Origin of the sequence: Photobacterium jeanii, from assembly GCF_001650345.1 — a bacterium.
Lineage (GTDB): Bacteria > Pseudomonadota > Gammaproteobacteria > Enterobacterales > Vibrionaceae > Photobacterium > Photobacterium jeanii.
The window spans coordinates 113,729-140,554 of the sequence record NZ_LVHF01000011.1; the positions used below are offsets into that span (position 1 = coordinate 113,729).

The following is a 26,826-nucleotide window of genomic DNA, read 5'->3' on the forward strand; positions in this document are numbered from 1 at the left end:
GGTGATGAAGCAAAGAGCGGGTGAATGATGTCGCGGTGACATCGCGGCATAGATAGCTCATTGCGATGGATACACCAGGCTGACCCTTTTGTGTTGGTGAGGATAAGAGCAGGTTGCTTTCATCGTGTTCTTAAACCAAAGGCACGATGACAAACATAGCGCTTTCAATGGTATGAGAAAGTCAGAGAAAAGAAGTGTTCGAAGCGGAAAGACAAGAAAAAACCGCCCGAAGGCGGTTTTTAAGGGGTGCCACAAGTGGCTTGAAGATAAAGCAAGTGTGATTACATTACTGCGCCAACACTTAGCATCACCATGATAAGTACGGTCAAAATACCTAGTAGTGGTGCTACCCATTTCACCCAGCGAACGTATGGTACACGTGCGATTGCAAGACCACCCATTACTACTGCTGATGTTGGCGTCATCAGGTTCACAATACCTGAAGCTGATTGGTAAGCTGTTACCACTAGGTCACGGCTAACACCTGCGAAGTCAGCAAGTGGTGCCATGATTGGCATAGTTAGTACAGCAAGACCAGAAGATGAAGGTACTAGGAAAGATAGTAAGATTTCTAACCAGTACATTACGTTGATGAACACGATTGAAGACAGACCTGTAACCGCATGCTCAGCTGCGTTTAGGATGGTGTCTGTGATCATACCGCGGTCCATGATTACCACGATACCACGTGCGATACCGATGATTAGTGCAACACCAAGTAGGTCACGCGCACCGTCGATGAAGCTAGAAGTAAATTCTTCTTCGCTCATGCGAGCAATCAGACCGATGATGATTGTTGACGCTAGGAACATGCCTGAAATTTCAGCCATCCACCAACCTGCAACAGATACACCGTAAATCATGATACCGAATGAAGCAGCGAAGATAGCTAGGATCACTTTACGTGTTGTAGTGAACTCAAGCATTTCACCAGATTGGTTACCTAGGAAGTGTGCTTTGTTCTCTTCGTATTTGTCGTAAACGATAGATTTGGTTTTGTCAGCGCGAACCATTTTCGCATAACGCATTACGTAGCCAACACAGATAACCCAACCTACAGCTAGCATAGCTACGCGAAGCATGATGCCGTCAGTGAAAGGAATGCCTGCTGCGTTTGCTGCGATTACAGTTGCGAATGGGTTAATAGTTGAGCCTAGAGTACCGATACCAGCACCAAGTAGAACTGTTGCAGCTGCGACTACTGGGTCAAAGCGTGCAGCCATCATTACCGGAACTAGTAGGGTGTAGAATGGTAGTGACTCTTCCGCCATACCGTAGATAGTACCGCCCGCAGCAAACAATGCCATCAGGATCGGTATCATCATCTCTTCTCGCCCTTGCAAGCGTGCGGTTACACGTTCGATACCCGCATCGATAGCACCGGTTTTAGTCACAAGACCAAGGAAACCACCGATCACCAAGATGAATAGTGAAACGTCGATTGCCGCCGCTTCGTAGGTATTGTGGTCGTAGAAACCATCGATTGGAGCAAGTAGAACATCAACCACGCCTTGTGGGTTATTTTCTACCGCTTTGTATGTACCAGTTACTGGTACTTCTTTACCTAGTTCTTCATTCATTACACGGTCGTATTGACCTGCTGGTACTACCCAAGTAAGTAGTGCAACAAAAGCAATCAAGCCGAATAGAATGGTGTAAGCAGAAGGGAATTTGAAGTTGGCAAAGAAGCCGCCTTTCTCTTCCTGTTGTACCGTTTGAGTCGTCATTTTTATCTCCTTGCACCCATCAAGTGGTGGTTAACGGGTGTGATCCATCACGCCGTGCCGTGAGGCTGACGTATAAAGGGTCCCTGAACATGCTTGTTCAGTAAAACGTGTTATTGGAAATTTCTGGGTGTGTGAAAGTTCACACTCGCCATGACACAGTGATTACTTGGGCAGTAAAGTCGCTGCGAGATGGTGATTCTGGTTGGCGACTGACGAAATAATATCAGGTGTAAAACACGCCGAGATTTCCGCATCACTCGCCAATACCTCGAAAGGCAACGGTACACTATGGGTAGAGTGGGTGGATGGAGTGAGTGCTTTTCGTGTTCGGCGAAGGGCACTACGCCGACGTAGGTGGCCGCCTCCGGTATCGATAGTGAACTTACTCATGATCGTATCTCTCTTTATTTTATATAGTGCCCGGTTGGTCGTTGCCACCGAGTCGTATCTCTTTGGACGCACTGATTGTAATCTGCTACTAACGAGGTAACTTTGCAGCTCTTCACATTTTTTCTGCCCGCTAAATTGGGCGAAAAGCCCATAAATTGTGTGGATAAGGGTATTTTCCGTTAATTAATGGGTGAATATGTTTTTTCGGCTTATTTGAGGGGGACGTAATTATGCAGCAGGATGTTAATTTTTAGTCTGAAACGCGCATAATGCCGAGAATTTATGCCGATTGCTGATAACATCCTCGCTTGCTTATGCGTTTTTTTAGTGGAATTACGCATTCATAACTCATGGGTATTTTGCATAAACTGAAACTTTATTCACTCAATAAAGTGGGAAGTAAACGACTTCATTGATAGATAAATCGACATAAAGTTTGATTAAAGTCAATTTTACCTTCTCGTAACATTATCAGGATGGTAATTCGCGTGAAACCGTGCGATATTTGCCAGCAAATTTATTCCATAGTTGGAGTTATCCCATGTCTTATGCAGAACTGATCGAAGAGCAGAAGGAAGAAACTCGCGAAATTATTACCGCGATTTTAGAAGACGGTAGCGATCCAGATGCGCTTTACACCATTGAACACCACTTCTCAGCTGATACTTTTGAAGAACTTGAAGCTGCAGCGGTTGAAGCGTTCAAAATGGGCTATGAAGTGATGGAAGCAGAAGAGCTGGAACTTGCACCGGAAGACGGTGGCGGTAAGGTTGTATGCTTCGATGCAGTGATGGAGTCTGCGCTGAAAGTTGAGTTAATCGACGAGCAAGCGGAGAAAATGATCCAACTAGCTGAAAAACATAACATCGATTACGACGGCTGGGGTACATACTTCGAGTCGGGTGAAGATGAAGACGAAGAAGATTTCGACGGCGAAGAATAATTGCCTCGTTATGTTCTGAAAAAACGGCCTCGCAATGCGAGGCCGTTTTTGTATCTAAAGGACTAGAATTTCACTTCGATACTACTCCGTGTAATCAGTCTGCATTAGAAGGTTTTCAGCATTCGCACTTCACAAGCATCGTGACCTGTATTTCCTAGCGCTTGGTTAATACGCACGAACCCCAAGGATTCATACAAGGCAATAGCTTCGCCCAGCTCTGCCGTCGTTTCGAGGTAGCAGGCACGGTACCCTTGCTCGCGTGCAAACTTGAGCGCTTTCACTGCCAGCGCACGGGCAAGCCCCTTACCACGCAACTGCGGCAAGAAGTACATCTTTTGCAGCTCACATACCTTCTCTTCGCCAGCTAACGGCGCCACCCCGCCACCACCTAAGATGCGCTGATCTTTTTCAATCACCCAATAAGCACTATCCGCCGCTGCGTACACTTGGCTCATGTCATCTAATGTTGGATCGGCTACCCCATACCCTTTATCGGCGGTGAGGCCGTATTCGGCTGACACTTTGCGAATGATGGTCGCGATAGCGGTATTATCAAGCGCAGTGAGTGAGCGTAAGGTGTATCCGTGCTGTTTTTCTGCGGCGTGAATAGACTTGCTATAACGGCTTAGGCTGCGTTCGAGTTGATTTATCTCATCCTCATCCATTTGCGCGAGAAACTGGCTGACATCGTGATTGAGCTGGCTATTAAGCGCATCTAGCGTCTCTTTACCATGTGCCGTTAATGCTGATAGTTGGCTGCGTTTATCGTCAGGGTTTACACGGCTTTCCACCATCCCTTTATTGAACAACACAGCCAGAGCACGGCTGGCATTGGATTTATCCACCCGTAACTTGGCAGCCATTTGATTAACGGTACAAGGCGCTTGCCACAGCTCAATTAAGGCATGGGCTTGTACTGGGGTAATGGCAAGCTGGCCACAGTGGTTGTCTAGCATGCCTAACTGACGAACCAATTGACGTGAAAGCTGGCGGAGTTGATTTGCATCCATAGTGACCTCAATGAATGGTTGATTGTTGCGTATTGCAACTAAATTTAATTGCGACTCGCAACCAAGTCAAGCTTGTTGATAGATTACTCACCGAGATCTGCCTCTCATTTGTTGGTTAGAGCATTAATTTACTTCGCCATATTGCCGCTTATATGCTTTTTGTTTTATTGCGCTGTGTGAATATGGTTAAGATGAAATAACAGCAAAATAATACAGTGATGATACAAATTTCAGGCAGTGTAGGACTGCCTGTGTTGGCTAGGGTTCAAACATGGAAATAACAATGGAAAATCAAATTAAGTTTCATGGTCGCGGTGGCGAGTTTTTCGGTATCTGGATCGTGAATCTATTGCTTAGTGTCGTGACACTTGGCATTTATTCAGCTTGGGCGAAGGTGCGTACTAAAAAATACTTTTATGGTAATACCGAATTGGCTGGTGATCGTTTCGATTACCACGGTCAGCCAATCCAAATTTTGAAAGGTCGCATTGTTGCAATGATTTGTTTGGTGGTATGGGGTGTGAGTAACAACCTATTCCCAATTCTCTCTGTGATCTTACTATTCGGCTTTATTGCCATTATGCCGTGGCTTGTACGCTCTAATGCGTGCTTTGATGCTCGGATGACCAGCTTTCGTAATGTGCACTTCGATTTCGTTGGCACCCTAAAAGGGGCATATTCAGTTTTCTTAATGTGGCCTTTGTTGTGCTACATCTTGTTTTTTTGTTGTTTCATCTTGGTTTCGTTTTTGAGTGCTTTCTCAATGATAGTTGGTGTCGTGGGGGGATTCTTAACGATTGGGCTTGGCTTCGTGTTGTTCTCTTGGGTTTCGGTGAAGTCAGCCTCGTATTTTGTGAATGGCTACCGTTTTGGTAACCATGCCTTTAGCGCGCAATTAGAAACGAAAAAATACATTGTGACTTACTTGCTTGGTGGCTTGATTGGTGCAGGTATGATGGCGGTGATGATGGCGATTGCCATGGTCTTTGGTGGTGTGGCCGTGATTCAAATGATCGCAGAATCAAACTCAGCTGGCATCTCACCACAAATGGGAGCAAGCCTTGGCTTTATGATGGTGTTTACTTACCTAGGGGTGTTCTTAACGGTGATGACCGTTAATGGCTTTATTCAAGCCCGTATCCGTAACTACTTGTTCAGCCAAATTAAAATTAATGGTGATACTGAATATGGTATGAGCTCAACTATGACAGCAACAGGCTTGCTAGCGTTGATCTTAACTAACTTTTTACTACTGATTGTTACTTTGGGTTTTGCGCATCCTTGGGTCAAGGTGCGAAGCTCGCGTTATGTGGCCTCAGTCACTGCGGTGAAAGGGGATTTGACTGCACTCACAGTTCAAGGTGATGACGTTGACCCTGCATCAGCTGTCGCAGATGAAGTTGCACAAGCCTTTGACCTGAATTTAGGTATCGGATGATCATCTCGGGCTACTTTCATCCCCCACACAGTAGCGAGAAATACCGCGCGGAAATTTTGCGGCTGTCTGAGCAGCGTATTCAGCTTGAATATGACCTAGGGCACCAAGCGTATAGCGATAGTGATATGTGTTCAAGCCGATGCCGCGCCAATGAGCATTGTCGGACGGTGTGGCGGGTGGATGATTTAACACTAAGTCCCCCGCTTGGCCGCTTACCTGCTAAGTTGGATTTTCCTGATGGTTCGCAGTTTATCGCCGATGAAAGCGCACAATTGCAACAAGCGTTTCGCAATCCTCGTGGGGCATGGCTTCACAAATTGGAGCGCCATTTTCCGCTGATAGGTGTAAGTTTTGTCGCCTTATTTCTTTGTGGTGTACTTTTTTTCCGTTATGGGATGCCGTGGTTAACGGCGGGAGTGGTACAGGTATTACCCCCACAGGTAGCGGAAATCGTTGGCGAGCAGGTGCTAGATACTTTAGACCATCATTTGCTTGAATCCAGTCAGCTGCCCTTAGCACAACAAGCTGAGATCAAGCTGCGTTTTGTGAAGATGGTAGCTCAATTGCCACCATTACCGGTTGAGCCTCAACTACACTTTCGTCGTTGGCAAGCAGGACCGAATGCGCTTGCATTAAGCGATGGCTCGGTGATTGTGTTCGATAGTTTGGTGGTGCTTGCGCAAACCCCCGCTCAACTCGATAGCATTTTGCTGCATGAACTTGGTCATATTGAACATCAGCATGTGATGAAGTCGGTTGTGCACTCTGCTTTGCTATCGGCATCGATTGCTGTGGTTACTGGTGAAAGTACAGGCTTGATTGATACTTTTACTGGCGTGGGAGTGTTCTTGGCATCTCAAGGTTATTCGCGTGACGCCGAGCGGGAAGCCGATGATTATGCTGCAGAGTACATGCTGACCTTGTATGGAAGTACGCGCCCTATGATCGAGATGTTCGCTTTACTGGCTGAAAATATCGCCGCAAGTCATCATGCGACGAAGCAAGATGGCGAATTGAGTGATGACGGAGCTCCAACATGGCTCAGCACTCATCCTGCGTTGAGTGAGCGAATAGAGCGTTTACAGCAGCGCAATGAGCTGTTTTGAGGTTCTCATTATTAACTTGAAAGGGAAATGCGTAAGCATTTCCCTTTTTTATTGTTATTTCATTTACCTGGCTTAATGCGGGCACATCATGTGATCAAATAACTGACTTTTTTGGCGTTCTTTTTGTTGCCACACGCGCTCATGGAAGTAGTAGGCAAGGGTATTACACGCGGGCTCAATCATCGCCATGATGCTGCCAATCAAGATATCACCAGTAAGTAGGTACACCACAGTGAAGGCAACACTAAAGTGCACGACCGCAAAGCTGGCGGTTTTGTTGCCCGGGGCTGCAAAGCGCGATTGCTTCAACGCGTTGGTTTGCCAAACTTTCTCGTGGAAGTAAAACGCCACTGTGTTAACCATTGGCTCGATCATCGCAATCAAGCTACCAATAATGATGTCGCCTGTAAGTAGGAAGGCAACACTGAATGCAATGGTAAAGTGGATAGCAGCGAAGCTGATGGTCTTTTTCATGGTGATGTCCTCTGTCGTTATGGCGCTATTATTCCTCACTAGAGTTAATTACTAAATTCGATTGTTTTTATTGTTTTGATAGCTATTAGCTATTGGTTTTGTACGGGCATAAAAAAAGAGCTGCCTAGAGGGCAGCTCTTAATAGCGTTTTTAGAACGGGTAACGAGTACGCTTATAGCGCAGCAATCGTTACTTTTTGTGCTTCTAGCTTAGCCAATGTGTCTTGGTAGCCAGTTAGCTTTTCACGTTCTTTAGCGATCACCGCTTCAGGTGCTTTTGCAACGAAACCTTCGTTACCTAGCTTACCTTCGATGCGTTTGATTTCACCTTGGATCTTAGCAACTTCTTTGTCTAGACGAGCAAGCTCTGCGTCTTTGTCGATTAGACCAGCCATTGGGATCATTAGCTCAGATTTGCCCACAAGTGCAGTTGCACATGCAGGTGTTTCTTCGCCGTCAGCCAATACTTTAATGCTGTCTAGTTTTGCTAGAGAAGAAAGCACAATCGTGTTTGCTTCTAGGCGAGCAGCGTCTTTTTCATCCGCTACTTTCAGCATTACATCTAGACCTTTGCTTGGCGCGATATCGTATTCAGCACGTAGGTTACGGATGCTGGTGATGAAGGCTTTCACCCACTCGATATCAGCAACAGCGTCAGCATTGAAGTTTGCTTCTTCAAACTGAGGCAGTGCTTGTAGCATGATAGTATCACCTTCAACACCGTTAACTAGCGGCTTCACGCTCTGCCAGATAGTTTCAGTAATGTAAGGCAGTACTGGGTGTGCTAGACGTAGCGTTTTCTCTAGTACAGTGATTAGTGTGTGGCGAGTTGCACGTTGTTGTGCTTCGCTACCTTTCCACAGTACAGGCTTAGTTAGCTCTAGGTACCAGTCACAGAATTGGTTCCAGATGAACTCGTAAATTGTGCCTGCTGCCATATCAAGACGGTAGTTCTCGATATGAGCGTTGAACTCTTTCGCTGCAAGTTCAAACTGAGACTCGATCCACTTGTCTGCTAGTGAGAATTCCATCTCACCGCCGTTCATGCCGCAATCTTGCTCTTCTGTGTTCATCAGTACGTAACGGCTTGCGTTCCATAGCTTATTACAGAAGTTACGGTAACCTTCTAGGCGCTTCATGTCCCAGTTGATATCACGACCAGTCGACGCCATTGCCGCTAGAGTAAAGCGCAGTGCGTCAGTACCGTAGGCTTCAATACCGTTCTCAAACGTTTTACGCGTTTGTTTTTCGATCTTCGCCGCTAGTTTTGGTTGCATCATGTTGCCACAACGCTTCTCAACTAGCTCTTCTAGGCCAATACCGTCGATCATGTCGATTGGGTCGATAACGTTACCTTTCGACTTCGACATCTTGTCGCCGTTTTCGTCACGGATCAGACCCGTTACGTAAACGGTTTTGAATGGTACTTGTGGTTTGCCGTTTTCATCTTTACAGAAGTACATGGTCATCATGATCATGCGAGCAACCCAGAAGAAGATGATGTCAAAACCTGTTACCAACACATCTGATGGGTGGAAGGTTTTCAGATCTGGTGTTTGCTCAGGCCAGCCTTGCGTACCGAAGGTCCACAATGCAGATGAGAACCAAGTATCCAGTACATCGTCGTCTTGGCGTAGGACAACGACAGGTGCAAGGTTGTTGTTTGCACGAACTTCTTCTTCAGTGCGGCCAACGTATACTTTACCTTCGTTATCGTACCAAGCTGGGATACGGTGACCCCACCAAAGTTGACGAGAGATACACCAGTCTTGAATGTCACGCATCCAAGAGAAGTACATGTTTTCGTATTGCTTAGGTACGAATTGGATCTCACCGTCTTCAACTGCTTTGGTTGCCGTTTCTGCTAGAGGCGCAGCACGTACGTACCATTGGTCAGTCAGCATTGGCTCGATAACAACACCACCACGGTCACCGTAAGGTACGGTTAAGTCGTGATCTTTAATTTCTTCAAGTAGACCTAGCTCTTCAAACTCTGCCACGATTGCTTTACGTGCCGCAAAGCGTTCCATACCGTGGTATTTCGCAGGTAGATCGGTCGCGTATGCTGTGCTTGGTTCACCGTTAGTAGTGAAAACTTCAGCGGCATCACGGATGTCTGCGTTGAAAGTCAGGATATTGATCATAGGTAGGCTGTGACGCTTACCTACTTCGTAGTCATTGAAGTCGTGCGCAGGAGTGATCTTCACACAACCTGTGCCTTTTTCCATATCAGCGTGCTCATCGCCCACGATTGGGATACGACGGTCTACGATAGGAAGTAGAATTTCTTTACCGATCAGATCTTTGTAACGTGGATCTTCAGGGTTCACTGCAACACCCGTATCACCCAGCATGGTTTCTGGACGTGTGGTTGCTACAACGATGTAGTCTTTGCCTTCTGCGGTTTTCACACCGTCCGCTAGTGGGTAGCGGAAGTGCCACATGTGGCCTTTCTTATCTTTGTTTTCAACTTCTAGATCAGAGATCGCAGTGTGTAGTTTTGGATCCCAGTTAACTAGACGTTTACCACGGTAGATAAGGTCGTCTTCGTATAGGCGAACGAATACTTCTTGTACGGCATTAGATAGACCGTCATCCATCGTGAAACGTTCACGATCCCAGTCTACCGATGCGCCAAGGCGACGAAGCTGTTGGGTAATGTTACCGCCAGACTCCGCTTTCCATTCCCAGATCTTGTCGATGAAAGCGTCGCGACCGTAGTCGTGCTTGGTTTTACCTTCTTCGGCTGCGATCTTACGCTCCACAACCATTTGGGTTGCGATACCTGCGTGGTCGGTACCGACTTGCCAAAGGGTGTTTTTGCCTTTCATACGCTCACAACGGATCAGGGTATCCATGATGGTATCCTGGAACGCGTGGCCCATGTGTAGGCTACCCGTGACGTTTGGCGGTGGGATCATGATGCTGTAAGCATCTTTAGATGTGTCACCATGAGGCTTGAAGTAACCAGCCTCTTCCCAGCGCTGATATAGCGCCTGCTCAATTGATTGTGGGTTGTATGTCTTTTCCATAGCGCTCTTAGAAGGATCTATATGGGAATTTAGGGCGTCTCAGGGGCAGCGGTAGTCTGCAATTGAATGCCATTTAGCCGATAAGCTTTATAACGTTCGCGGGCTAGCTGCTTGAGTTTTTCGTCGCAAGGCACGAAGTCTATCACTTGTGAGAAGGTTACGGCAAAATTTGGTGCATCTGGGCTTAAATTAATCAGTGCACTGCGGCGTCCGGTATGGCGCAATGTTTGCCAGCCAATTTCTACTGGGGAGCCACTGCGACCGCCTTCGCCGATCAAATTATGCGGAACAAAGTTATCTGGCGTTTGCTGCCAGAGGTATTCATCGATTTGTTCTGCTTGCGCTTTACTTTCTGCCAAGATGTAAACTTTATGACCTTGCTGATAACACCACGCTGCTTGGTGACAGGCAAAGTGCAGCTGATACTCAGGATCGGCGGCAAGGTGACTGTCTTCAAGTATATAAAAGGTAGCATGGGTCATCGGTTTTACTCTGTTTTGAGAATGCTCAAAATGAAAAGGGAGCCGTTTGGCCCCCTTTATTGTGTGTCTTATTCGACGTTCTCTAGGCCAGCTCGGTTGAGTAAGAATTGGACTAGTAGTGGGACCGGACGACCCGTTGCGCCTTTCGCTTTACCACCTGTCCAAGCTGTACCTGCGATATCCAGGTGCGCCCAGTTGTATTTCTTGGTGAAACGAGAAAGGAAACAACCCGCGGTAATCGTACCTGCACCTGGCGAGCCAAGGTTTGCCATGTCTGCAAACGGGCTTGCGAGTTGCTCTTGGTACTCGTCGGTCATCGGTAGACGCCATGCACGGTCACCCGCTTGCTCAGACGCATTGATGAGCTCGTGCGCCAGTGGGTTGTGGTTCGCAATCAGACCGCTGATGTGGTTACCTAGGGCAACAACACAAGCACCGGTTAGCGTTGCCACGTCAACCACACACTCAGGTTCGAAACGCTCAACATACGTTAGCGCATCACACAATACCAAACGACCTTCTGCATCGGTGTTAAGCACTTCAACCGTTTGACCAGACATCGTGGTTAGGATGTCACCCGGACGGTAAGCGTTACCACCTGGCATGTTTTCACAGCCAGCAAGAATACCCACCACATTGATTGGCAGATTCAGTTTCGCCAGTGACTTCATGGCACCGAATACGGTTGCTGCACCACACATGTCGTACTTCATCTCGTCCATCTGTGCGGATGGCTTGATAGAGATACCGCCTGAATCGAACGTCAGACCTTTACCAACAAGTACAATCGGCTTCGCGTCTGGATCTGGGTTACCTTTGTATTCGATAACCGACATCATGGCTTCGTTTTTCGAGCCTTGACCAACCGCTAGGTACGAGGTCATGCCGAGCTCTTTCATTTCTTGCTCGCCAATGATCTTGGTATTTACGGTTTCAAAATCATCTGCAAGGCGGCGCGCTTGTGATGCAAGGTATGCAGGGTTTGCCACGTTTGGTGGCATGTTGCCAAGATCTTTACCTGCCTTAACGCCTGAAGCGACAGCAAGACCGTGGGCAATCGCACGTTCGCCAAGTGAAAGCTCACGACGGGTTGGTACATTGAATACCAATTTTCGTAGTGGACGGCGCGTTTCAGGCTTGCTGCTCTTGAATTGATCGAAGGTGTAAAGGCTGTCTTTGGTTGTTTCTACTGCTTGGCGAACCTTCCAGTAAGTATCACGGCCTTTTACATGCAGTTCTGTTAAGAAACATACCGCTTCCATTGAACCCGTTTCGTTCAGGGTGCTAATGGTTTTCTTGATGATTTGCTTGTATTGGCGTTCATCAAGCTCGCGTTCTTTACCACAACCGACAAGTAATACACGCTCAGACAGTACGTTAGGTACATGGTGAAGCAGTAGCATTTGGCCTGGTTTACCTTCTAGGTCACCACGACGTAGTAGGGAACTAATGTAGCCATCGCTAATCTTATCTAGTTGTTCGGCGATTGGAGAAAGGCGACGTGGTTCAAATACGCCCACGACAATACAGGCACTGCGCTGTTTCTCGGGGCTGCCACTTTTAACACTGAACTCCATGCGTACTCCTACATCCTATATAAAGACAATTAGGGCTAAATGTTAGATAATGCCGCACTGACTTGCTGGATCACTGTAACAGTATAGGCTCTATAGTGCAGGCTAACATTTAGCTGAAAGATAAAAAAATAACAGGTTTACCGAGAAACTATAGTGATTCCAGTAAAAAAACAAGTTTTCTATGGGTATATAAAGCGTGATTATTGTTCGGTATTTGACGCGTGAAACAATAAAAAGCCAATTTTCTATTCTTTTTGTGCTTTTTCTAATATTTCTCAGTCAAAAATTTATTCGTATTTTGGCCTCCGCTACGGATGGCTCGCTACCAAGTGATCTGATCTTGACCATAATGGGACTCTATTTCCCATACATGACCATGATGATGTTGCCTCTGAGTCTGTTTGTCGGGATCTTGCTGACTTTCGGCCGTTTATACGGTGAAAGTGAAATCACGGTGATGAATGCGACCGGGATGGGGAACAAGATGCTGTTACAAGCAGCACTGTTGTTGGCACTCCTGTCGGGATCGTTTGCTGCTTTTAACTCGCTATGGCTAACACCGTGGGCGTCTGAGCAAGAAACCCAAGTGATGGAGCAAGCTGAGGCAGACTCAGGTTTGGATTTGTTGGTGAAAGGTCAGTTCCAGCAACCGCCAGATGGTCGTGGCGTGGTGTTTATCGATGACATTACCGAAAGCGGTAAGAAACTACATCGTGTATTCCTAGCCCAACCTTTCGCGACCGATACCTTACGCCCAAGCGTGACTTTCTCTAACCGTGGTTACATCAGTGAGCTACCGGATGGACGCCAGATCTTGGATCTGAAAGATGGCACGCGCTACGAAGGGATCCCAACACGTCTCGATTATTCGATCACCGATTTTGAAGACTACCAAGCTTTGATTGGTCAGCGTGAAGTGCGCGAAAAAGATCGTGATTGGGAAGCAACGCCAACTTTGGCTCTGTTGCAATCACCAAGTTTAGGGGCGGCGGCCGAGTTTCAATGGCGCGTCTCTATGTTCTTGTGTATTCCAATCTTAACCATGTTGGTGGTGCCATTATCGGCGGTGAACCCACGCCAAGGGCGTTTTGCTAAATTGTTCCCGGCGATCATGATTTATTTGGCGTATTTCCTTGGCTTGAGTGCGGCGAAATCAGCGCTTGAAGACGGAACGTTGCCAACTTATATCGGTTTATGGAGTGTGAACGTATTAGCCTTCGTGATAGCGATTGTATTGAATGTATGGGACACCTTACCTGTGCGTAAGTTAAAAGATAAATTCCGGAGACGCGGTAATGTTTAAGATCCTTGACTGGTATATCGGTCGTACCATTATCGCAACGTCAGCGCTGACTTTATCGACCTTGGTTGGGTTATCAGCCATCATCAAATACGTTGAGCAGCTCCGTAAAGTGGGTGAAGGCACTTACGATTTGTGGAAAGCACTGGCATTTGTATTGCTCAGTGTTCCGCGTGATATCGAGCTCTTTTTCCCAATGGCAGTATTGCTGGGTGCCTTGATTGGTTTGGGGATGTTGGCATCGAGCTCTGAGCTGGTGGTTATGCAAGCGGCTGGTTTCTCTAAGCTGGATATCGGCTTATCGGTATTGAAAACCGCTGTGCCTTTGATGCTGTTGATCATGGCACTGGGTGAGTGGGGCGCACCACATACTCAGAAAATGGCGCGTGAACTGCGTACCATTTGGACCTCTGGCGGTAGCATGCTTTCCGTGCAAAGCGGAGTGTGGGCCAAAGATGATAACGACTTCATTTATATTTCCCGAGTGCAGGAGAAAAAAGGTCTGCAAGGGGTGAATATTTGGGAGTTTGATCAAAACGATAAGCTGACCAAGTCGGTATTTGCGAAGTCGGGCGAGTATGTGCCAGAGCAAGGCTGGAATTTAACTGGCGTGACCGAAACGACCTTTAGTAACGAGCAACAAACCAATACCACGTTTGCTGAGAAAATGTGGAAGACGGTACTGACTCCCGACAAATTAGCGGTGGTGACGTTAAAACCCGAAGAGCTAGCGCTGTCTGGGGTGAATGAATACGTTAATTACCTCAAAGAGTCGAAACAGGATGCCTCGCGTTATCAGTTGGCATTTTGGCGTAAAGCCCTGCAACCTGTGACCATTGCGGTCATGATGTTGTTAGCACTGTCGTTCGTGTTTGGTCCGCTGCGCTCGGTAACCATGGGGGCACGTGTGCTTTCTGGGGTTATTTTTGGTTTTGCTTTTTACATTTCAAACGAAGTGTTCGGGCCGATGAGCTTGGTGTATAACTTACCACCAGTGTTGGGGGCGATAGGGCCAAGTATGGTGTTCTTGCTGATCACCCTCTATTTACTACGGCGTAAGCTTTAGCACTCATTGTGTAGCAAAAAGAACAATTAATAAAAAAGGAGCAGTGATGCTCCTTTTTTGTGGCTGTAAGTGCCATGAAAGTGGACGTAAGGTTAATTGACCTTAGGTAGAACAATCACTTCACACTCTGCCATCAAATCTTGAAAGGCTTTTTTGTCTTTGCCAAACAAAGCAATGAAGTTACCGAGGCCAAATGCCGATGTGGCCATTCGGATCAAGGCTTGAGTAAAGCCAATGTTAGAGCCATCCGCATTTTGTACTCGTAGTTTCCATGCGCGCATTCCCAACGTTTGTCCACTCTGACACCAAAAGTAGGCATAGAAAGCGACAATCACCACAGTTAAGTAACCAGGGTAGAGTATGCCTGCGATAGGGTGTTTACCGAGGTACTCACCGACATCTTGATAGCCACTGGTATCGACTACGCCAAGGTATTGCAAGCTGGCAACCACAGCCATCGCAATTCCGCCTGCCAGCATTAAAATCGCGACCACTATCAGTAAATCATACAGCCAAGCCCCAAGGCGACGTAAAACGCCTGCGTAAACTTTGGTTGGTTGTACAGCCTTTGGCTTTTTTTTCATGGTGACTCCATTACATCCATTTTCGACTTAGCCTAAATCGAGCGAGGCTAAGTTCCTCAACTGCGCAGCAGTCTAGCAAGTATTGAATAGTCATTGCATTAACTATCGCTGTTTTGCGGTACGGAATGTGAGCCATTAATGATAGTGAAAAAGCAGTTTGGACTCAAAAAACACAGTAAGAATGCCTGACTTATATTTTTCTCAGTTGCGGATTTAATTAATTTGAAAAAATAATTAATTGCAAAGTATTACATAATTAAATAATTGAAACTCGATCTTACTCACCCTTTATTACCGTTAACGCAACCGGTTGCGCTTTCAAGTTAATTCTTGCTTGTATACAATCTAAACACAATTGAAGCGAAGTGATTAATGTATACAAGGAGTGCCTCATGAAAAAGATTCTATTGTGTTGTAGCGCCGGAATGTCGACCAGTATGTTGGTAAAGAAAATGGAACAAGCAGCGGCAGAACAAGGGATTGAGTGTGTGATTGAAGCCCATGGAGTGACCGTTTTTAATGAGCTTATTCAAGACTTTGATGTCTGCTTGCTTGGCCCTCAGGTGCGATTCCAACAATCAGAATTGCAGAAAATAGCAGATGACTACAACAAACAAGTTGCTCCTATACCTCCACAGATGTACGGCATGATGAAAGGGGATGAAGTGCTTGCTATCGCCTTATCATTAATACCTGAAACTGCCTAATTCTCTTTTTATATTGGCTAAATAACCTTTAGCCAATATTCCCGTTATTTAACTCACTCTGCATTAATAATGTGGAGGGTAGTTGTTCGTCTTAAATAAAAGGATGTAGTGATGAAGCTTTACGATTCAATAATAAATTCGGTCGAAAGGTATATAGCGCCTTTAGCCGTCAAAGTGGGAAACCAAAAACATATTCGTGCAATGCGTGATGGTTTTATTGTCGCGATGCCGTTCATTATTGTCGGTAGTTTTATGCTGGTATTTGCGTTCCCACCGTTTGCCGAAGATACCGAGAATGCTTTTGGTCGCGCATGGATCAATTTTGCCGCGGCTAACTTCGATAACATCATGTTGCCCTACAACATGACGATGGGGTTAATGGCGATGTTCGTCTCGATGGGGATCGGCTACAGCCTCGCACGGGCTTACAGCATGGATGGGATCACCAGTGCTTCGTTGGCTTTGATGACTTTCTTGGTCGCTTCGGCGCCAGTGGCTGATGGTGGCTTACCAACTAACCATTTATCTGGTACTGGTATTTTCACCTCGGTGCTGAGTGCGTTCTTCTCGGTCGAGCTGATCCGCTTGCTCAACAAATACAACGTGACCATCCGCTTACCCGAGCAAGTACCACCTGCCATTGCCCGCTCGTTTGAAATATTGATCCCAGTGCTGGTGGTATTCCTCACTGTGTACCCATTGAGTTTGTTCTGCCAAGCGCAATTTAATATGTTGATCCCTGAACTTGTTCTTGAAGCATTCCGTCCATTGGTGAGTGCATCGAACAGCTTACCTGCCATCATTGGTGCCTTGTTATTGTGCCAATTGTTGTGGTTTGCGGGGATCCACGGGGCGGCGATTGTCGTGGGTCTACTTTCACCTATCTTCCTTACGAATATTGGCGTTAACCAAGAAGCCTTCCTTGCCGGCGAAGCGCCAACCAATATCTTCACTCAACCTTTCTGGGATGGATTTATCTTCATTGGTGGCTCTGGCGCCACTCTCGCCTTGGTGATTTTGATGGTGTTTAGTAAGTCGATCCACCTACGCAGCCTTGGTCGCATGAGCTTGGTACCTGGGATGTTCCAAATTAATGAGCCTGTGATCTTTGGTAGCCCATTAGTGTTGAACCCAACCATGTTTATTCCTTTTGTGTTTGCGCCAATCGTGAATGCGGTGATTGCTTACTTTGCGGTACACATGGGCTTTGTCGGGATGGGGATATCCCAAACTGCGTGGACAGCACCGGCGGTGATTGGTGCCTCATGGGGTACTGGCTGGACGCTAACACCTGCCATTTTGGTTATCGGGTTGATGATTATTGATCTCGTCATCTACTTCCCGTTCTTCAAGATGTTTGAAAAGCAGCTTCTGGCTGAAGAAAGCAAAACCCAGAGTGCATCGAAAGACTCTGCATCACAACCTGCGGGTGAAGAAGTTACTGCTTAATACCGTTCATCAAAGACATTGAGAGCCAGTGAAAGCTGGCTCACATCAAGCCTTATCAAGGAATAGAAGGAAATCTCATGGATCAAGAAGCTGTTGTAATGGACATCATAGTCAACGCGGGTGAAGCGCGCAGTTTGTGCTTTGAAGCTTTGGCCTGCGCTCGAAAACAGCAGATTGCGGAAGCCAAAAACGCATTAGAGCAAGCCAAAGCGTGTTTGAACCGTGCTCATCTAACGCAAACTCAATTAATCGAGGCTGATGAAGGAGAGGGGAAAGTCAAAATGACCTTGGTTATGGTACACGCTCAGGATCATTTGATGACCACCATTCTTGCCCATGAACTGGCGCAAGAGATGGTGACATTACATGCGCTACGACTTGAAGATCAGCAATCAGTTAAGGAGTAACTATGGCAAAGGGTGCATTAAAGCTCGCGATTATTGGTGGTGGCAGTAGTTATACCCCTGAACTGGTTGAAGGAGTGCTGAAGCGACTGGATCGCCTGCCAGTCAAAGAGATCCATTTTGTCGATGTTGAAGCAGGCAAAGAAAAACTCGATATCATTGCTCATTTAGCACAGCGGATGATCGATAAAGTGGGGGCTGATATTAAGCTAACGGCATCGATGGATCGCAAAGCCGCTATCGCGGGGGCTGACTTCGTGATGACTCAGTTTCGGGTCGGGGGGCTACAGGCTCGCGCGAATGATGAGCGTATTCCGCTGAAATACGATGTGATAGGACAAGAAACCACAGGCCCAGGTGGGTTTGCTAAAGCCTTGCGCACCATCCCTGTTATTTTGGGTATTTGTAAAGATATCGAAGCGTTAGCCCCCAACGCTTGGATGCTTAACTTTACCAATCCAGCTGGTTTAGTCACCGAAGCCGTTCAAAAGTACAGTAAGGTCAAAACCATTGGTTTGTGTAATGTGCCAGTGTCAATGACAATGATGATAGCCGAGATGATGGCATGCCAATCTGACGAACTGACGTTGGAATATGCGGGTTTGAATCACTTGTTATGGGCGCATCGCGCATGGCTCAATGGTGAAGATATAACGGCTCAAGTGCTGGAAAAAGTCGGGGATGGTGCCAACTTCAGTATGAAAAACATATTTGAAGAGCCGTGGGAGCCGGAATTTTTGCAAGCGCTAGGCGCGATCCCGTGTCCTTATCATCGTTATTTTTATCAAACCGAAGCGATGTTAGCGGAAGAAAAGGCGTCCGCTGAACAAGGCGGTACACGGGCAGAGCAAGTGATGGTGACGGAACAAGAGCTGTTCGAACTGTATCAAAACCCAGAGTTAGATGAGAAACCCGAGCAACTCGAGCAACGTGGCGGCGCCTATTACTCTGATGCATCGTTAAACTTAGTGGATGCTATTTATAACAATCGCAACACAATCAATGTGGTGAACACGCGCAATAACGGCACCATGCACTTTTTACCCGATGACGCCGTGATTGAGTGTAGTGCGGTGGTTGGTAGCGCGGGTGCAAGGCCGATCGGGGTCGGTAAGTTAGGCCCAGCAGTCACAGGGTTGATCCACCAAGTGAAGGCTTACGAACAGTTAACTGTAGAGGCGGCGGTTCATGGCGATTACGACAGTGCATTGATGGCATTGGTAAATAATCCATTGGTGCCGGATATCACCAAAGCGAAAGCGATCTTGGACGATATTCTGCGTACCAATTACGACTACTTACCACAGTTTCGTTAAGTTGCATCGCTCACTGTACAGCGTTGTTCTGAATCGACTGTGCAGTGAGCCTTATTCAAAGGGAAAGGAATGAAACTGATATTCAATGCAGACGATTTTGGCCTAACCCCCGGGGTTAACTCGGGCACGGTGGAAGCGAGTCTGCACGGCGTGGTGCGCTCGGCAACCATGCTGATTGGGATGCCCGCAGAGCAAGATGCGTTAACGCATCTCCAACAAGCACCACCGTTGCGAGTTGGGTTGCATTTACGCTTTACCACAGGGCGTCCATTCACTAGCGGTGCGAGCTTAATGACACCACAAGGGTGTTGTTGGCCAAAAGAGCAAATATACCAGTATCAAGGGTTTAAAGAGTCGGAGGTGGCTGATGAGATCGAAACGCAGATCGCAGCCTTTCATCGATTGGGGATCACGCTCAGTCATCTTGATAGCCATCACCATGCCCATTGTCATCCGCAGATTTTACCCGTGGTGCGCGAGATCGCGGCTTCACATCGTTTGATGTTACGTGCCGACAGCGATAACCCGAAAGCGCAGGATTGCCGTTATCACTTTAGCCATCAGTTTTATGATCAGGATGCGAGTATCGATACTTTACTGAAGCTGGTGGATGAGCATAGTTCGCAATGCGATGTGTTGGAGGTTATGTGTCACCCGGCTTATGTTGATAAGGCTTTGCAAGAAAGTAGTGGCTACGCCATTGAACGCGACCGAGAGCGACAGATTTTGACCGACTCGCGTTTGTTAGCTGAATTGGATCAGCGCGGGGTAGAGCTGTGTGATTTCTCTGTGTTCGATTAATCGGTAGAATAGCGCTATGCAGTTGATGGATTAACAGAGCCTATGCTTTGTGACAAAAGGAGCCTGCCGCAATGGCAAGAATAAAAGATGTGGCCGCGTTAGCTGGTGTGAACCGCTCTACCGTTTCACGCATTATCAATGGTGAAGGTAAGTTTCGTGCCGATACCAAGCGTAAAGTTGAACAAGCAATGGCGGAGCTTAACTATCGCCCCAGCGCTATTGCCCGCTCACTCGCGACCGCCTCATCGAACATGGTGGGCTTACTCGTCACTTACTACACCGGTGGCTTCTTTGGCGAAATGATGGATCAGGTCCAATCTGAGCTTGATTGCCATCATAAGTTTTTGATCACCGCTCAAGGGCACCATAGTGCCGAAGGTGAGCGCGAAGCGATCCAACGTTTTCATGATTTACGCTGTGATGGTTACATTCTTCATAGTCGTCATTTGAGTGATGATGATTTACGGGCGCTAGCGAAAGAGCCAATCCCTTTTGTGTTATTGGATCGTTGGGTTGAAGGGCTCGAAGAGCGCTGTATTACTTTTGATCATACTTTAGCGGCGAAACTGGCGGTGAATCATCTTATTGAGCAAGGGCATCGTACTATTGCGTGTATTTCGGGGCCACTCACTCGCCAAACGAGTGTTCAGCGTTATCAAGGCTACCTTGAGGCTTTGGAAGATGCGGGTATTGAGTTTGATCCTAGCTTAGTATGTGAAGGAAATTATGGGCGTGAAAGTGGTGTGGCTGCTGCTCAGCAATTATTGGCGCAGCGTTCCGATATCACCGCACTGTTTTCCTGTAGCGAAGAGATGATGGGGGGCGCATTACAGTTTTTCCATCAACAACAGTTACAAGTACCTAAGCAGCTTTCACTGACCAGTTTTGATAGCGTAGACCTTTGTGCCAGCTTCTATCCAACGGTGACGGCGGTGCATTTCCCTATTAGTGATATGGCAAGAACCGCGGTCGCTGTCCTTCATGGCTTGCTCTCTCACCAAGCAGTTGAAACAGAGCGCCATTTTTTGCCTAAATTGATCACCCGTAATAGCGTTCAGCCACTTACGTCCTATTAATAAATCACTTAAATAGCTGGAATTACTGGCGTAATGCTGAATAATTCAGCGGTCGATGGGTTTTGGAAAGATTTTTTAAAATAAAGGCTTGCGTCCGAAAAGGGCATACGTATAATGAGCCACATCAGCCCGAGTGGTGAAATTGGTATACACGACGGATTCAAAATCCGTTTCCTTCGGGAGTGACGGTTCAAGTCCGTCCTCGGGCACCAAATTCAGAGAAAAGCCTCAACGAAAGTTGAGGCTTTTTTCGTTCTATCGCCTCAAAAATATCTCTATCTTTAAGTCATTTTCTACTCACTTATTGTGAGGCTGACTCAGTTGTCTCTTTCGTTGTTTTTCTTGCGCAACAACCTAACTCTCCGCGTGCATTAAAGAAAGTTTATCGCTTGAGTTTTGCCGCGTATCAGCCCGAAGATGAGCAGTATAGATAACTATGTAACCTATCAGGCATCATGTATCATGGGCTCGCATTCAAGCTAGTAAGGAGATATGCATGAGAAAGGTCATTATAGAGAAATTTAATGAAGCATTAGAGCAAACTGATGTCGCGCAACGCTACTCAGAGATTGATGATGACCAAGTGCTATTAGAGAGTGGATTAGACTCTTTAGGTTTTGCCATTTTGGTGACCTTGCTTGAAGAAGAACTAGATTTTGACCCTTTCCAAGAAATGGAAGATGCCGTGTATCCAATTACCTTTGGAGAGTTTGTCGCTATCTATGAAAAATCCCGCGCATAACAGAAGCCGATTAGCCGACTACTTGGCACTGATCCCTCAAGATCGCACTTTTCTGGTCACCGCTAAATCACAGTACACCTTTGGTGATGTGACTGCGCTGTGTCAGCGCTTTGCGGCGGAGCATGCCTATTTAGCAAACAGTAATTGTGCTGTTACGTCAGATGATCGTGAGTCGCTAGCCTTATTTTTTCCGGCGATCGACAGTGTTTGCCAAACTGTGTTCCTTCAGCCGAATGATATCGAGGGCGCAGAAAGTGATTTCTATACCTCGGCTGGTATTGATTATGTGATCAAACTGGCGGACTGTAACTTCGTTTCTATCACTGCTGTTGCGGTGAATGACAAGGTTTCTTACGCCCAGCAACAAGCCTACTTATTGGCGACCTCGGGAACGACAGGGACACCAAAGTTAGCCAATTATACGTTGGATACTCTGCTTGCGACGGCGAAACTCGATGTTAATCGAGGCAAGGACTTTAATTGGGGGCTAGCCTACGATCTTAATCGTTTTGCAGGGCTGCAAGTTTACCTACAATCTGCCGTTTCAGGAGCAACGTTAGTTGTACCTTCTGATGCGATGACGATTGCTGAACTTGTTCAGTTATTCACGAAGTCAGCGGTGAATGCGTTATCGGCGACGCCGTCATTTTGGCGAAAGCTGTTAATGGATCCTTTCCACACTGATATCCCTTTGCAGCGCATAACACTGGGTGGCGAAATCAGTAATCAAAGTGTACTTACTGCGCTAAGCCGCAGTTTCCCGCAAAGTGCGATAATACATATCTATGCCTCTACAGAAGCGGGAGTGGGTTTCGTTGTAAAAGATCAACGGGAAGGATTTCCTCTAACCTACCTTGATGATGACCAACATATAAAATGTCAGTTAAAAGTCTGCCAAGGTGTCTTATGGATTAAGAGCACAAATGGCTGCACCCAGCTTTTAAAGGGGAAGTTGGAGGTTGATGAACAAGGGTTCGTTAATACCGGTGACATGGTCAATATTGATGGGGATAGAGTGTTCTTCTTGGGCAGAGAAAGCGGCTCGATCAATGTGGGTGGTAACAAGGTGATGCCTGAAAAGGTGGAGGCTATTTTGGAAATGCATCCATCAGTATTGATGGCGACAGTTTTCGCAAAAAGTAACTCCGTACTGGGGGCATTAGTGGCCTGTGAAATCATCTTGGCACCAGACGCGAAACATATTCCAGTCAAGGAACTGAAGCGAGAGTTATTGTCTTTTTGTCGGGAAAAGCTGGAGACATTTGAGGTGCCGGCATTAGTTAAAGTGGTTGATGCAATCAAGGTCAACTCGACAGGTAAAAAGGTCAGAAGTTAATGAAGAACATCATTGTTACCGGCTGTGCGAAAGGGTTAGGGTTAGAAACGTCAAAAATGTTGGCCCAAGCTGGCTATAAGGTTATTGGTATCAGCCGTACCCCAACTGACGAATTTGAAGACTTAAAGCTAGAGTATGCTGACAGCGTTTTTTTCTACCCGTTTGATTTTTCAAATACGACAGAAATTTCATCTTTGGTGAAAACAATCACCAAAGCGCACGGTCGTATTTATGGGCTCATTAACAATGCGGCGGTAGGGCATGATGGTGTGCTGGCAACAATGCATGAGTCTGATATTTCTTCTCTGATCAAGGTGAATGTTGAAGCGCCGATCGTGCTAACCAAGTACGTATCCAGATCGATGTTGATTAACAAAAGCGGTCGGATCGTTAATGTCGGTTCTATTATTGGTGCGACGGGGTTTAACGGGCTAAGCGTTTACGGTGCGACTAAATCTGCCCTCGGTGGTTTTACCAAGTCACTGGCTCGAGAATTAGGTCGAGCACAAATTACGGTAAATACCCTAGCGCCAGGTTATATGGAAACCAATATGACGAGTGGGCTGGTGGGCGACAAACTCGATAAAATCAAAAGACGCAGTTGTCTTGGGCGATTGGCGAACGTGAACGATGCGGCAAGTATGATTTTATTTTTGGTGTCTGATGATGCTGCAGGGATCACGGGTTCAACGTTTACGGTCGATGCTGGGAGCACTGCTTAAATGGCTTTGAAGATTGAGTTATGTAAGCATTCTGATATTGAAAGCTTGGTCACGTTTATCGATGAGCACTGGAAGAAAGACCATATCTTTGTTCATGATAGAAAGCTCTTAGATTGGCAGCACCGAAGTAGTGACGGTTATAATTTTGTCGTGGCTTCTGATGATAACGATATCGTCGGTATCTTGGGCTTTATTCCTACGGCTCAATATTCAGCAGAACTCGCCGCCAATAACGAACTGTGGCTGGCGATCTGGAAAGTAAAAGAAGGTATTGGCAAACCCGGACTTGGGTTAATGATGCTTAATTACCTTAAGAAGCAATATAATAATCCGACTATTTGCTCTCTGGGCTTAAGCGCACAAGTGCTCCCTATCTATAAAGCGCTTAAATACACTGTTGGTGTTTTAAGTCATAGAGCTTTCTTTAATCAAAATATCAGTGACTTTTTGATTAGCGATCCCCAAGGAAAGCATCTCGTTGATTGCCAGCAAAATAGCGTCACTCATGGCGTTTATTTTGACTTGGAAGAAGTTAGTCTTCCTGAGTCGCTTTTTTCGACATACCCTCAAAAAGATCTCGCTTATATTAATCAGCGTTATTTTAACCATCCATCGTATACCTACAAGTTGCTGGTCTTAACTGACGGCGAGTGCACATTAGCAGCGGTCGTTTATCGAGAGATCGTCATTAAAAACGCCAAAATAGCCAGAGCCGTTGATGTGGTTGGCGAGAATATTACTAACCCTAAATTCAATGACGCGATATCTGCGTTTATAGCGGGTAATGGGTTTGAGTATATGGACTTGGTATCGAATATAGACTGTCTTGCTGGCAGCGGGTTTATTGAAAATAGTGATGAACTGATCATCCCTAATTACTTCGCTCCGTTTGTCTATCAGAATATAAAGATCGATTACGCTTATAAATCTCGCAATGCGTTAACCATTTTTATCGGCGATTCAGATCAAGATAGACCAAGTTGTTGAAAGCATTGATTATTGCAAAGCGGAAATAAGCCATCCTCCATTAATACTGGGTGGGTGAGCATTGCAATAACAGTTAATTTATTCTTTTAGATAATATTTTGTATTGCTATTTTCTTATGTTTTAAGGGCTAACATGCCTCAAAAGAATAAGGTTCTATATTGAATTAATAATCGTTGAACCTCGCTGTGATATTAGCTAGTGTGCATACTTTTTACGCGGGGCGCATGATGCAACAAGCTATGACTTTACAGCGCAAAGCAATCATTCTGGTGGTGAGTTTGGTTGTTTTGTTATTAGGTAGTATTTACCTCGGCGCGACAAGCCAAAAACAAGCACTGGAAGCGGCTAACTATAAGCGTGTTGAGCAATTGTTGGTGAGTGCCAGTAAAATCGTCAACACTTTTGAAGCTTTGGCTCAGCGTGGTGAGATGCCAGAGGAAGAAGCCAAACGGATGGCGCTTCAGGTGCTTCGTACTAATGTCTACACTCCAACCGAATACGTCTGGGTAACAGACGAAAATCGTGTTTTCCTCTCTGCCCCGCTCGATCCTGAGATCCAAGGTGAAAACTTCAATATTCTGCGTGATGCGGATAACCGTGATGTTGGTGAAATCCTTGCTCGCGCCATTGGTAATAAAACCAACACAGTCGTTGATTATGTGTGGTCTTCGCGTAATGGTGAGCGTGAAGCCATGATCCACTCCGTGGCGATTAAAACCGGAGTATGGGGTTGGTATGTCGGTAACGGTATTGCCAATGATCACATCTTCAATGAATTCTTAGAGCAAATCGCTACCCGTATTGCTATGGGGCTTGTTATTGCACTAGTAATTGGTGGGGTGATTTGGGTTTCTATTCGTAAAGTGTTGGTTCAGTTGGGTGCCGAGCCTGAAGTGTTAGCGCGATTGGCTAACCGGGTAAAAGATGGCGATTTAACACCGGATAATAACTTAACTGCTCATCAAGCCTCGGCGGAAAGTATCTACGCGGCTTTCATCACCATGCGTAATGATCTCCACCAAGCTGTGACGGATACAGTAGCGATGACGGCGCAGCTAGAAACTAACTCTAATAAAGCGAAAGCATTGTTTGGCAATTTAACTCATCAGGCTAAACAGCAAACCACTGAAACAGAAATGCTAGCGATTGCCATCGATAATTTGGCGCAAGGCTCATGTGATTTTACGCAAAGTGCTGAACAGGTGGTGAGCGAAACCCAACGTTGCTTTGGTCAAGGGCAAGAAACGCAAGTAATGACAAACAATGTTGTTGCCATGATGACATCGTTATCGAGTAGCATTGATCAGCTGACCTCTGCGATGCAGGCGTTGAAAGTTGATGTAAGTGAAATTGAAAATGTAGTAACTGAAATTGATGGTATTGCTGAGCAAACTAATTTATTGGCACTGAATGCTGCAATTGAAGCTGCTCGTGCAGGTGATCAAGGGCGTGGTTTTGCTGTGGTGGCAGATGAAGTTCGTCAGCTAGCAACGCGCACTCAACAAAGTACCGCCAGCGTTAACGGTATTATCGAACGGTTAGGTAAAAGTTCGAGCGAAGCATTAGAGATAGTGCAGCACACTACATCGGCCACAGAAGTGAATATCGAAGGGGTACAAAACAGCAGCTCTGCGATTGATGTCCTTCAGGCGTCATTATCTGTAATTCAACAGCAAGCGGAGAGTATCTCCGGCTCAGCGAATGAACAGAGCAATACTTGCTTAACCATTAAAGAGAGTGTGGAAAATGTTTCGAGCATTGCGATCAATAACGAACAGGTGATCCAGCAATGTCGTCATGAACAAGATGCTTTATTAAGCCAAGTTAACCATCTAAAAGCATCTTTGGTGAAGTTTAAGCTTTAATACGTGGTAACCGACCCTTTTAGTTAAGCCTTAATCGTGAGATTAAGGCTTTTTCATTATTTATACCTTGGTAAATCTCAGTGATAGATACTGATGTAGAGGTACTCGTGGGTGGGAATTATACGGATTTCGCTTTTGGTGGTTAATTGTTGTTCGGTTGTGCGTTTTTGTTGGTTTTTTTTCAAAAACACCCTTGCCAACGTGATCGGAATCTCTATAATGCGTCCTCACTGACACGGAGCAAGGCGCTAAGCCAGCAACGATAAGTCAGTTTGTTCTTTAACAATTTGAC

The 26,826-nt window shown here is 46.2% G+C and carries 24 protein-coding genes and 1 tRNA gene; 17 read left to right on the plus strand and 8 right to left on the minus strand.

Features of this window, described 5'->3' with window-relative positions; translation table 11 throughout:
* Positions 1-281 precede the first annotated feature (281 nt).
* Positions 282-1,727, minus strand: a complete 1,446-nt coding sequence (locus A3K86_RS01405; RefSeq protein WP_068326566.1) for a YfcC family protein — start codon at positions 1,725-1,727, stop codon at positions 282-284.
* 162 nt (positions 1,728-1,889) lie between these two features.
* On the minus strand, positions 1,890-2,117 hold the full coding sequence (locus A3K86_RS22580; protein WP_146145612.1) for a hypothetical protein: 228 nt from the start codon (positions 2,115-2,117) through the stop codon (positions 1,890-1,892).
* 541 nt (positions 2,118-2,658) lie between these two features.
* Between A3K86_RS22580 and rraB the strand changes: the two genes are divergently transcribed.
* Positions 2,659-3,060 carry a ribonuclease E inhibitor RraB gene (rraB, locus tag A3K86_RS01410; RefSeq protein ID WP_068326568.1) on the plus strand — a complete coding sequence of 134 codons (402 nt, stop codon included), beginning with the start codon at positions 2,659-2,661 and terminating at the stop codon, positions 3,058-3,060.
* Positions 3,061-3,164: 104 nt separating this feature from the next.
* Here rraB and A3K86_RS01415 read toward each other — a convergent pair whose 3' ends face one another.
* Positions 3,165-4,070, minus strand: coding sequence for a bifunctional helix-turn-helix transcriptional regulator/GNAT family N-acetyltransferase (locus tag A3K86_RS01415; RefSeq protein ID WP_068326570.1), 906 nt, complete (start codon positions 4,068-4,070; stop codon positions 3,165-3,167).
* Between the two features lie 283 nt (positions 4,071-4,353).
* On the opposite strand from A3K86_RS01415, the gene A3K86_RS01420 reads away from it, so the two are divergent.
* Together A3K86_RS01420 and A3K86_RS01425 are read left to right on the plus strand one after the other, a co-directional pair.
* Positions 4,354-5,508, plus strand: coding sequence for a YjgN family protein (locus A3K86_RS01420; RefSeq protein ID WP_068326573.1), 1,155 nt, complete (start codon positions 4,354-4,356; stop codon positions 5,506-5,508).
* Positions 5,505-6,614 carry a M48 family metallopeptidase gene (locus A3K86_RS01425; RefSeq protein ID WP_232321888.1) on the plus strand — a complete coding sequence of 370 codons (1,110 nt, stop codon included), beginning with the start codon at positions 5,505-5,507 and terminating at the stop codon, positions 6,612-6,614. Before A3K86_RS01420 ends, A3K86_RS01425 begins: the two co-directional genes overlap by 4 nt.
* Before the next feature lie 72 nt (positions 6,615-6,686).
* Here the strand turns inward: A3K86_RS01425 and A3K86_RS01430 are convergent, their stop codons facing one another.
* The 4 genes from A3K86_RS01430 to pepA all read right to left on the minus strand — a co-directional run bounded on the left by A3K86_RS01430 (position 6,687) and on the right by pepA (position 12,178).
* Positions 6,687-7,088, minus strand: a complete 402-nt coding sequence (locus A3K86_RS01430) for a DUF2061 domain-containing protein (RefSeq protein ID WP_068326576.1) — start codon at positions 7,086-7,088, stop codon at positions 6,687-6,689.
* Between the two features lie 172 nt (positions 7,089-7,260).
* The gene (locus tag A3K86_RS01435; RefSeq protein ID WP_068326579.1) at positions 7,261-10,119 is read right to left on the minus strand and encodes a valine--tRNA ligase; all 2,859 of its coding nucleotides are present in this window, start codon (positions 10,117-10,119) and stop codon (positions 7,261-7,263) included.
* 29 nt (positions 10,120-10,148) lie between these two features.
* Positions 10,149-10,601 (minus strand): DNA polymerase III subunit chi, encoded by a 453-nt coding sequence (locus A3K86_RS01440; RefSeq protein ID WP_068326582.1) that lies wholly within the window; start codon positions 10,599-10,601, stop codon positions 10,149-10,151.
* Between the two features lie 68 nt (positions 10,602-10,669).
* A complete protein-coding gene (pepA, locus tag A3K86_RS01445) occupies positions 10,670-12,178 on the minus strand; it encodes a leucyl aminopeptidase (RefSeq protein WP_068326585.1) in 1,509 nt (502 codons plus the stop codon).
* Positions 12,179-12,374: 196 nt separating this feature from the next.
* On the opposite strand from pepA, the gene lptF reads away from it, so the two are divergent.
* Complete coding sequence (gene lptF, locus A3K86_RS01450; protein ID WP_068326589.1) at positions 12,375-13,481, plus strand: LPS export ABC transporter permease LptF; 1,107 nt, start codon at positions 12,375-12,377, stop codon at positions 13,479-13,481.
* Entirely contained in the window at positions 13,474-14,544 is a 1,071-nt protein-coding gene (gene lptG, locus A3K86_RS01455) for an LPS export ABC transporter permease LptG (protein ID WP_068326592.1), read from the plus strand. The genes lptF and lptG overlap by 8 nt, the downstream gene beginning before the upstream one ends.
* Positions 14,545-14,636: 92 nt before the next feature.
* Here the strand turns inward: lptG and A3K86_RS01460 are convergent, their stop codons facing one another.
* Entirely contained in the window at positions 14,637-15,128 is a 492-nt protein-coding gene (locus A3K86_RS01460; RefSeq protein ID WP_068326594.1) for an RDD family protein, read from the minus strand.
* A gap of 392 nt (positions 15,129-15,520) precedes the next feature.
* On the opposite strand from A3K86_RS01460, the gene A3K86_RS01465 reads away from it, so the two are divergent.
* From A3K86_RS01465 to A3K86_RS01520, 12 genes are all read left to right on the plus strand, one after another.
* On the plus strand, positions 15,521-15,835 hold the full coding sequence (locus tag A3K86_RS01465; protein ID WP_068326597.1) for a PTS sugar transporter subunit IIB: 315 nt from the start codon (positions 15,521-15,523) through the stop codon (positions 15,833-15,835).
* Positions 15,836-15,946: 111 nt separating this feature from the next.
* Positions 15,947-17,284 carry a PTS sugar transporter subunit IIC gene (locus tag A3K86_RS01470; RefSeq protein ID WP_068326600.1) on the plus strand — a complete coding sequence of 446 codons (1,338 nt, stop codon included), beginning with the start codon at positions 15,947-15,949 and terminating at the stop codon, positions 17,282-17,284.
* Between the two features lie 77 nt (positions 17,285-17,361).
* Positions 17,362-17,691 (plus strand): PTS lactose/cellobiose transporter subunit IIA, encoded by a 330-nt coding sequence (locus A3K86_RS01475; RefSeq protein ID WP_068326603.1) that lies wholly within the window; start codon positions 17,362-17,364, stop codon positions 17,689-17,691.
* A 2-nt stretch (positions 17,692-17,693) separates the two neighbouring features.
* A complete protein-coding gene (locus A3K86_RS01480; RefSeq protein ID WP_068326606.1) occupies positions 17,694-19,004 on the plus strand; it encodes a 6-phospho-beta-glucosidase in 1,311 nt (436 codons plus the stop codon).
* Positions 19,005-19,073: 69 nt separating this feature from the next.
* Positions 19,074-19,805, plus strand: a complete 732-nt coding sequence (gene chbG, locus A3K86_RS01485; protein ID WP_068326609.1) for a chitin disaccharide deacetylase — start codon at positions 19,074-19,076, stop codon at positions 19,803-19,805.
* A gap of 71 nt (positions 19,806-19,876) precedes the next feature.
* Positions 19,877-20,881 (plus strand): LacI family DNA-binding transcriptional regulator, encoded by a 1,005-nt coding sequence (locus tag A3K86_RS01490; RefSeq protein ID WP_068326612.1) that lies wholly within the window; start codon positions 19,877-19,879, stop codon positions 20,879-20,881.
* A 127-nt stretch (positions 20,882-21,008) separates the two neighbouring features.
* Positions 21,009-21,093 (plus strand) — tRNA-Leu (locus A3K86_RS01495).
* 284 nt (positions 21,094-21,377) lie between these two features.
* Positions 21,378-21,623, plus strand: coding sequence for an acyl carrier protein (locus A3K86_RS01500; RefSeq protein ID WP_068326615.1), 246 nt, complete (start codon positions 21,378-21,380; stop codon positions 21,621-21,623).
* Positions 21,604-22,959 (plus strand): AMP-binding protein, encoded by a 1,356-nt coding sequence (locus A3K86_RS01505; RefSeq protein ID WP_068326618.1) that lies wholly within the window; start codon positions 21,604-21,606, stop codon positions 22,957-22,959. Before A3K86_RS01500 ends, A3K86_RS01505 begins: the two co-directional genes overlap by 20 nt.
* Positions 22,959-23,681: an SDR family NAD(P)-dependent oxidoreductase gene (locus tag A3K86_RS01510; protein ID WP_068326621.1), complete on the plus strand. Its 723-nt coding sequence runs from the start codon at positions 22,959-22,961 to the stop codon at positions 23,679-23,681. Before A3K86_RS01505 ends, A3K86_RS01510 begins: the two co-directional genes overlap by 1 nt.
* Positions 23,682-24,668 carry a hypothetical protein gene (locus A3K86_RS01515; protein ID WP_068326625.1) on the plus strand — a complete coding sequence of 329 codons (987 nt, stop codon included), beginning with the start codon at positions 23,682-23,684 and terminating at the stop codon, positions 24,666-24,668.
* Between the two features lie 225 nt (positions 24,669-24,893).
* Positions 24,894-26,534: a methyl-accepting chemotaxis protein gene (locus tag A3K86_RS01520; protein WP_068326628.1), complete on the plus strand. Its 1,641-nt coding sequence runs from the start codon at positions 24,894-24,896 to the stop codon at positions 26,532-26,534.
* Positions 26,535-26,826 lie beyond the last annotated feature (292 nt).

Coding starts and splice junctions, on each gene's coding strand:
- A3K86_RS01425 (WP_232321888.1), top strand. CDS start 5,505: ATGATCATCTCGGGCTACTTTCATCCCCCACACAGTAGCGAGAAATAC.
- rraB (WP_068326568.1), top strand. CDS start 2,659: ATGTCTTATGCAGAACTGATCGAAGAGCAGAAGGAAGAAACTCGCGAA.
- A3K86_RS01520 (WP_068326628.1), top strand. CDS start 24,894: ATGATGCAACAAGCTATGACTTTACAGCGCAAAGCAATCATTCTGGTG.
- A3K86_RS01470 (WP_068326600.1), top strand. CDS start 15,947: ATGAAGCTTTACGATTCAATAATAAATTCGGTCGAAAGGTATATAGCG.
- A3K86_RS01510 (WP_068326621.1), top strand. CDS start 22,959: ATGAAGAACATCATTGTTACCGGCTGTGCGAAAGGGTTAGGGTTAGAA.
- A3K86_RS01420 (WP_068326573.1), top strand. CDS start 4,354: ATGGAAAATCAAATTAAGTTTCATGGTCGCGGTGGCGAGTTTTTCGGT.
- A3K86_RS01490 (WP_068326612.1), top strand. CDS start 19,877: ATGGCAAGAATAAAAGATGTGGCCGCGTTAGCTGGTGTGAACCGCTCT.
- chbG (WP_068326609.1), top strand. CDS start 19,074: ATGAAACTGATATTCAATGCAGACGATTTTGGCCTAACCCCCGGGGTT.
- A3K86_RS01430 (WP_068326576.1), bottom strand. CDS start 7,088: ATGAAAAAGACCATCAGCTTCGCTGCTATCCACTTTACCATTGCATTC.
- A3K86_RS01460 (WP_068326594.1), bottom strand. CDS start 15,128: ATGAAAAAAAAGCCAAAGGCTGTACAACCAACCAAAGTTTACGCAGGC.
- A3K86_RS01465 (WP_068326597.1), top strand. CDS start 15,521: ATGAAAAAGATTCTATTGTGTTGTAGCGCCGGAATGTCGACCAGTATG.
- A3K86_RS22580 (WP_146145612.1), bottom strand. CDS start 2,117: ATGAGTAAGTTCACTATCGATACCGGAGGCGGCCACCTACGTCGGCGT.
- A3K86_RS01505 (WP_068326618.1), top strand. CDS start 21,604: ATGAAAAATCCCGCGCATAACAGAAGCCGATTAGCCGACTACTTGGCA.
- A3K86_RS01440 (WP_068326582.1), bottom strand. CDS start 10,601: ATGACCCATGCTACCTTTTATATACTTGAAGACAGTCACCTTGCCGCC.
- A3K86_RS01515 (WP_068326625.1), top strand. CDS start 23,682: ATGGCTTTGAAGATTGAGTTATGTAAGCATTCTGATATTGAAAGCTTG.
- A3K86_RS01415 (WP_068326570.1), bottom strand. CDS start 4,070: ATGGATGCAAATCAACTCCGCCAGCTTTCACGTCAATTGGTTCGTCAG.
- lptG (WP_068326592.1), top strand. CDS start 13,474: ATGTTTAAGATCCTTGACTGGTATATCGGTCGTACCATTATCGCAACG.
- A3K86_RS01435 (WP_068326579.1), bottom strand. CDS start 10,119: ATGGAAAAGACATACAACCCACAATCAATTGAGCAGGCGCTATATCAG.
- A3K86_RS01480 (WP_068326606.1), top strand. CDS start 17,694: ATGGCAAAGGGTGCATTAAAGCTCGCGATTATTGGTGGTGGCAGTAGT.
- A3K86_RS01500 (WP_068326615.1), top strand. CDS start 21,378: ATGAGAAAGGTCATTATAGAGAAATTTAATGAAGCATTAGAGCAAACT.
- A3K86_RS01475 (WP_068326603.1), top strand. CDS start 17,362: ATGGATCAAGAAGCTGTTGTAATGGACATCATAGTCAACGCGGGTGAA.
- A3K86_RS01405 (WP_068326566.1), bottom strand. CDS start 1,727: ATGACGACTCAAACGGTACAACAGGAAGAGAAAGGCGGCTTCTTTGCC.
- pepA (WP_068326585.1), bottom strand. CDS start 12,178: ATGGAGTTCAGTGTTAAAAGTGGCAGCCCCGAGAAACAGCGCAGTGCC.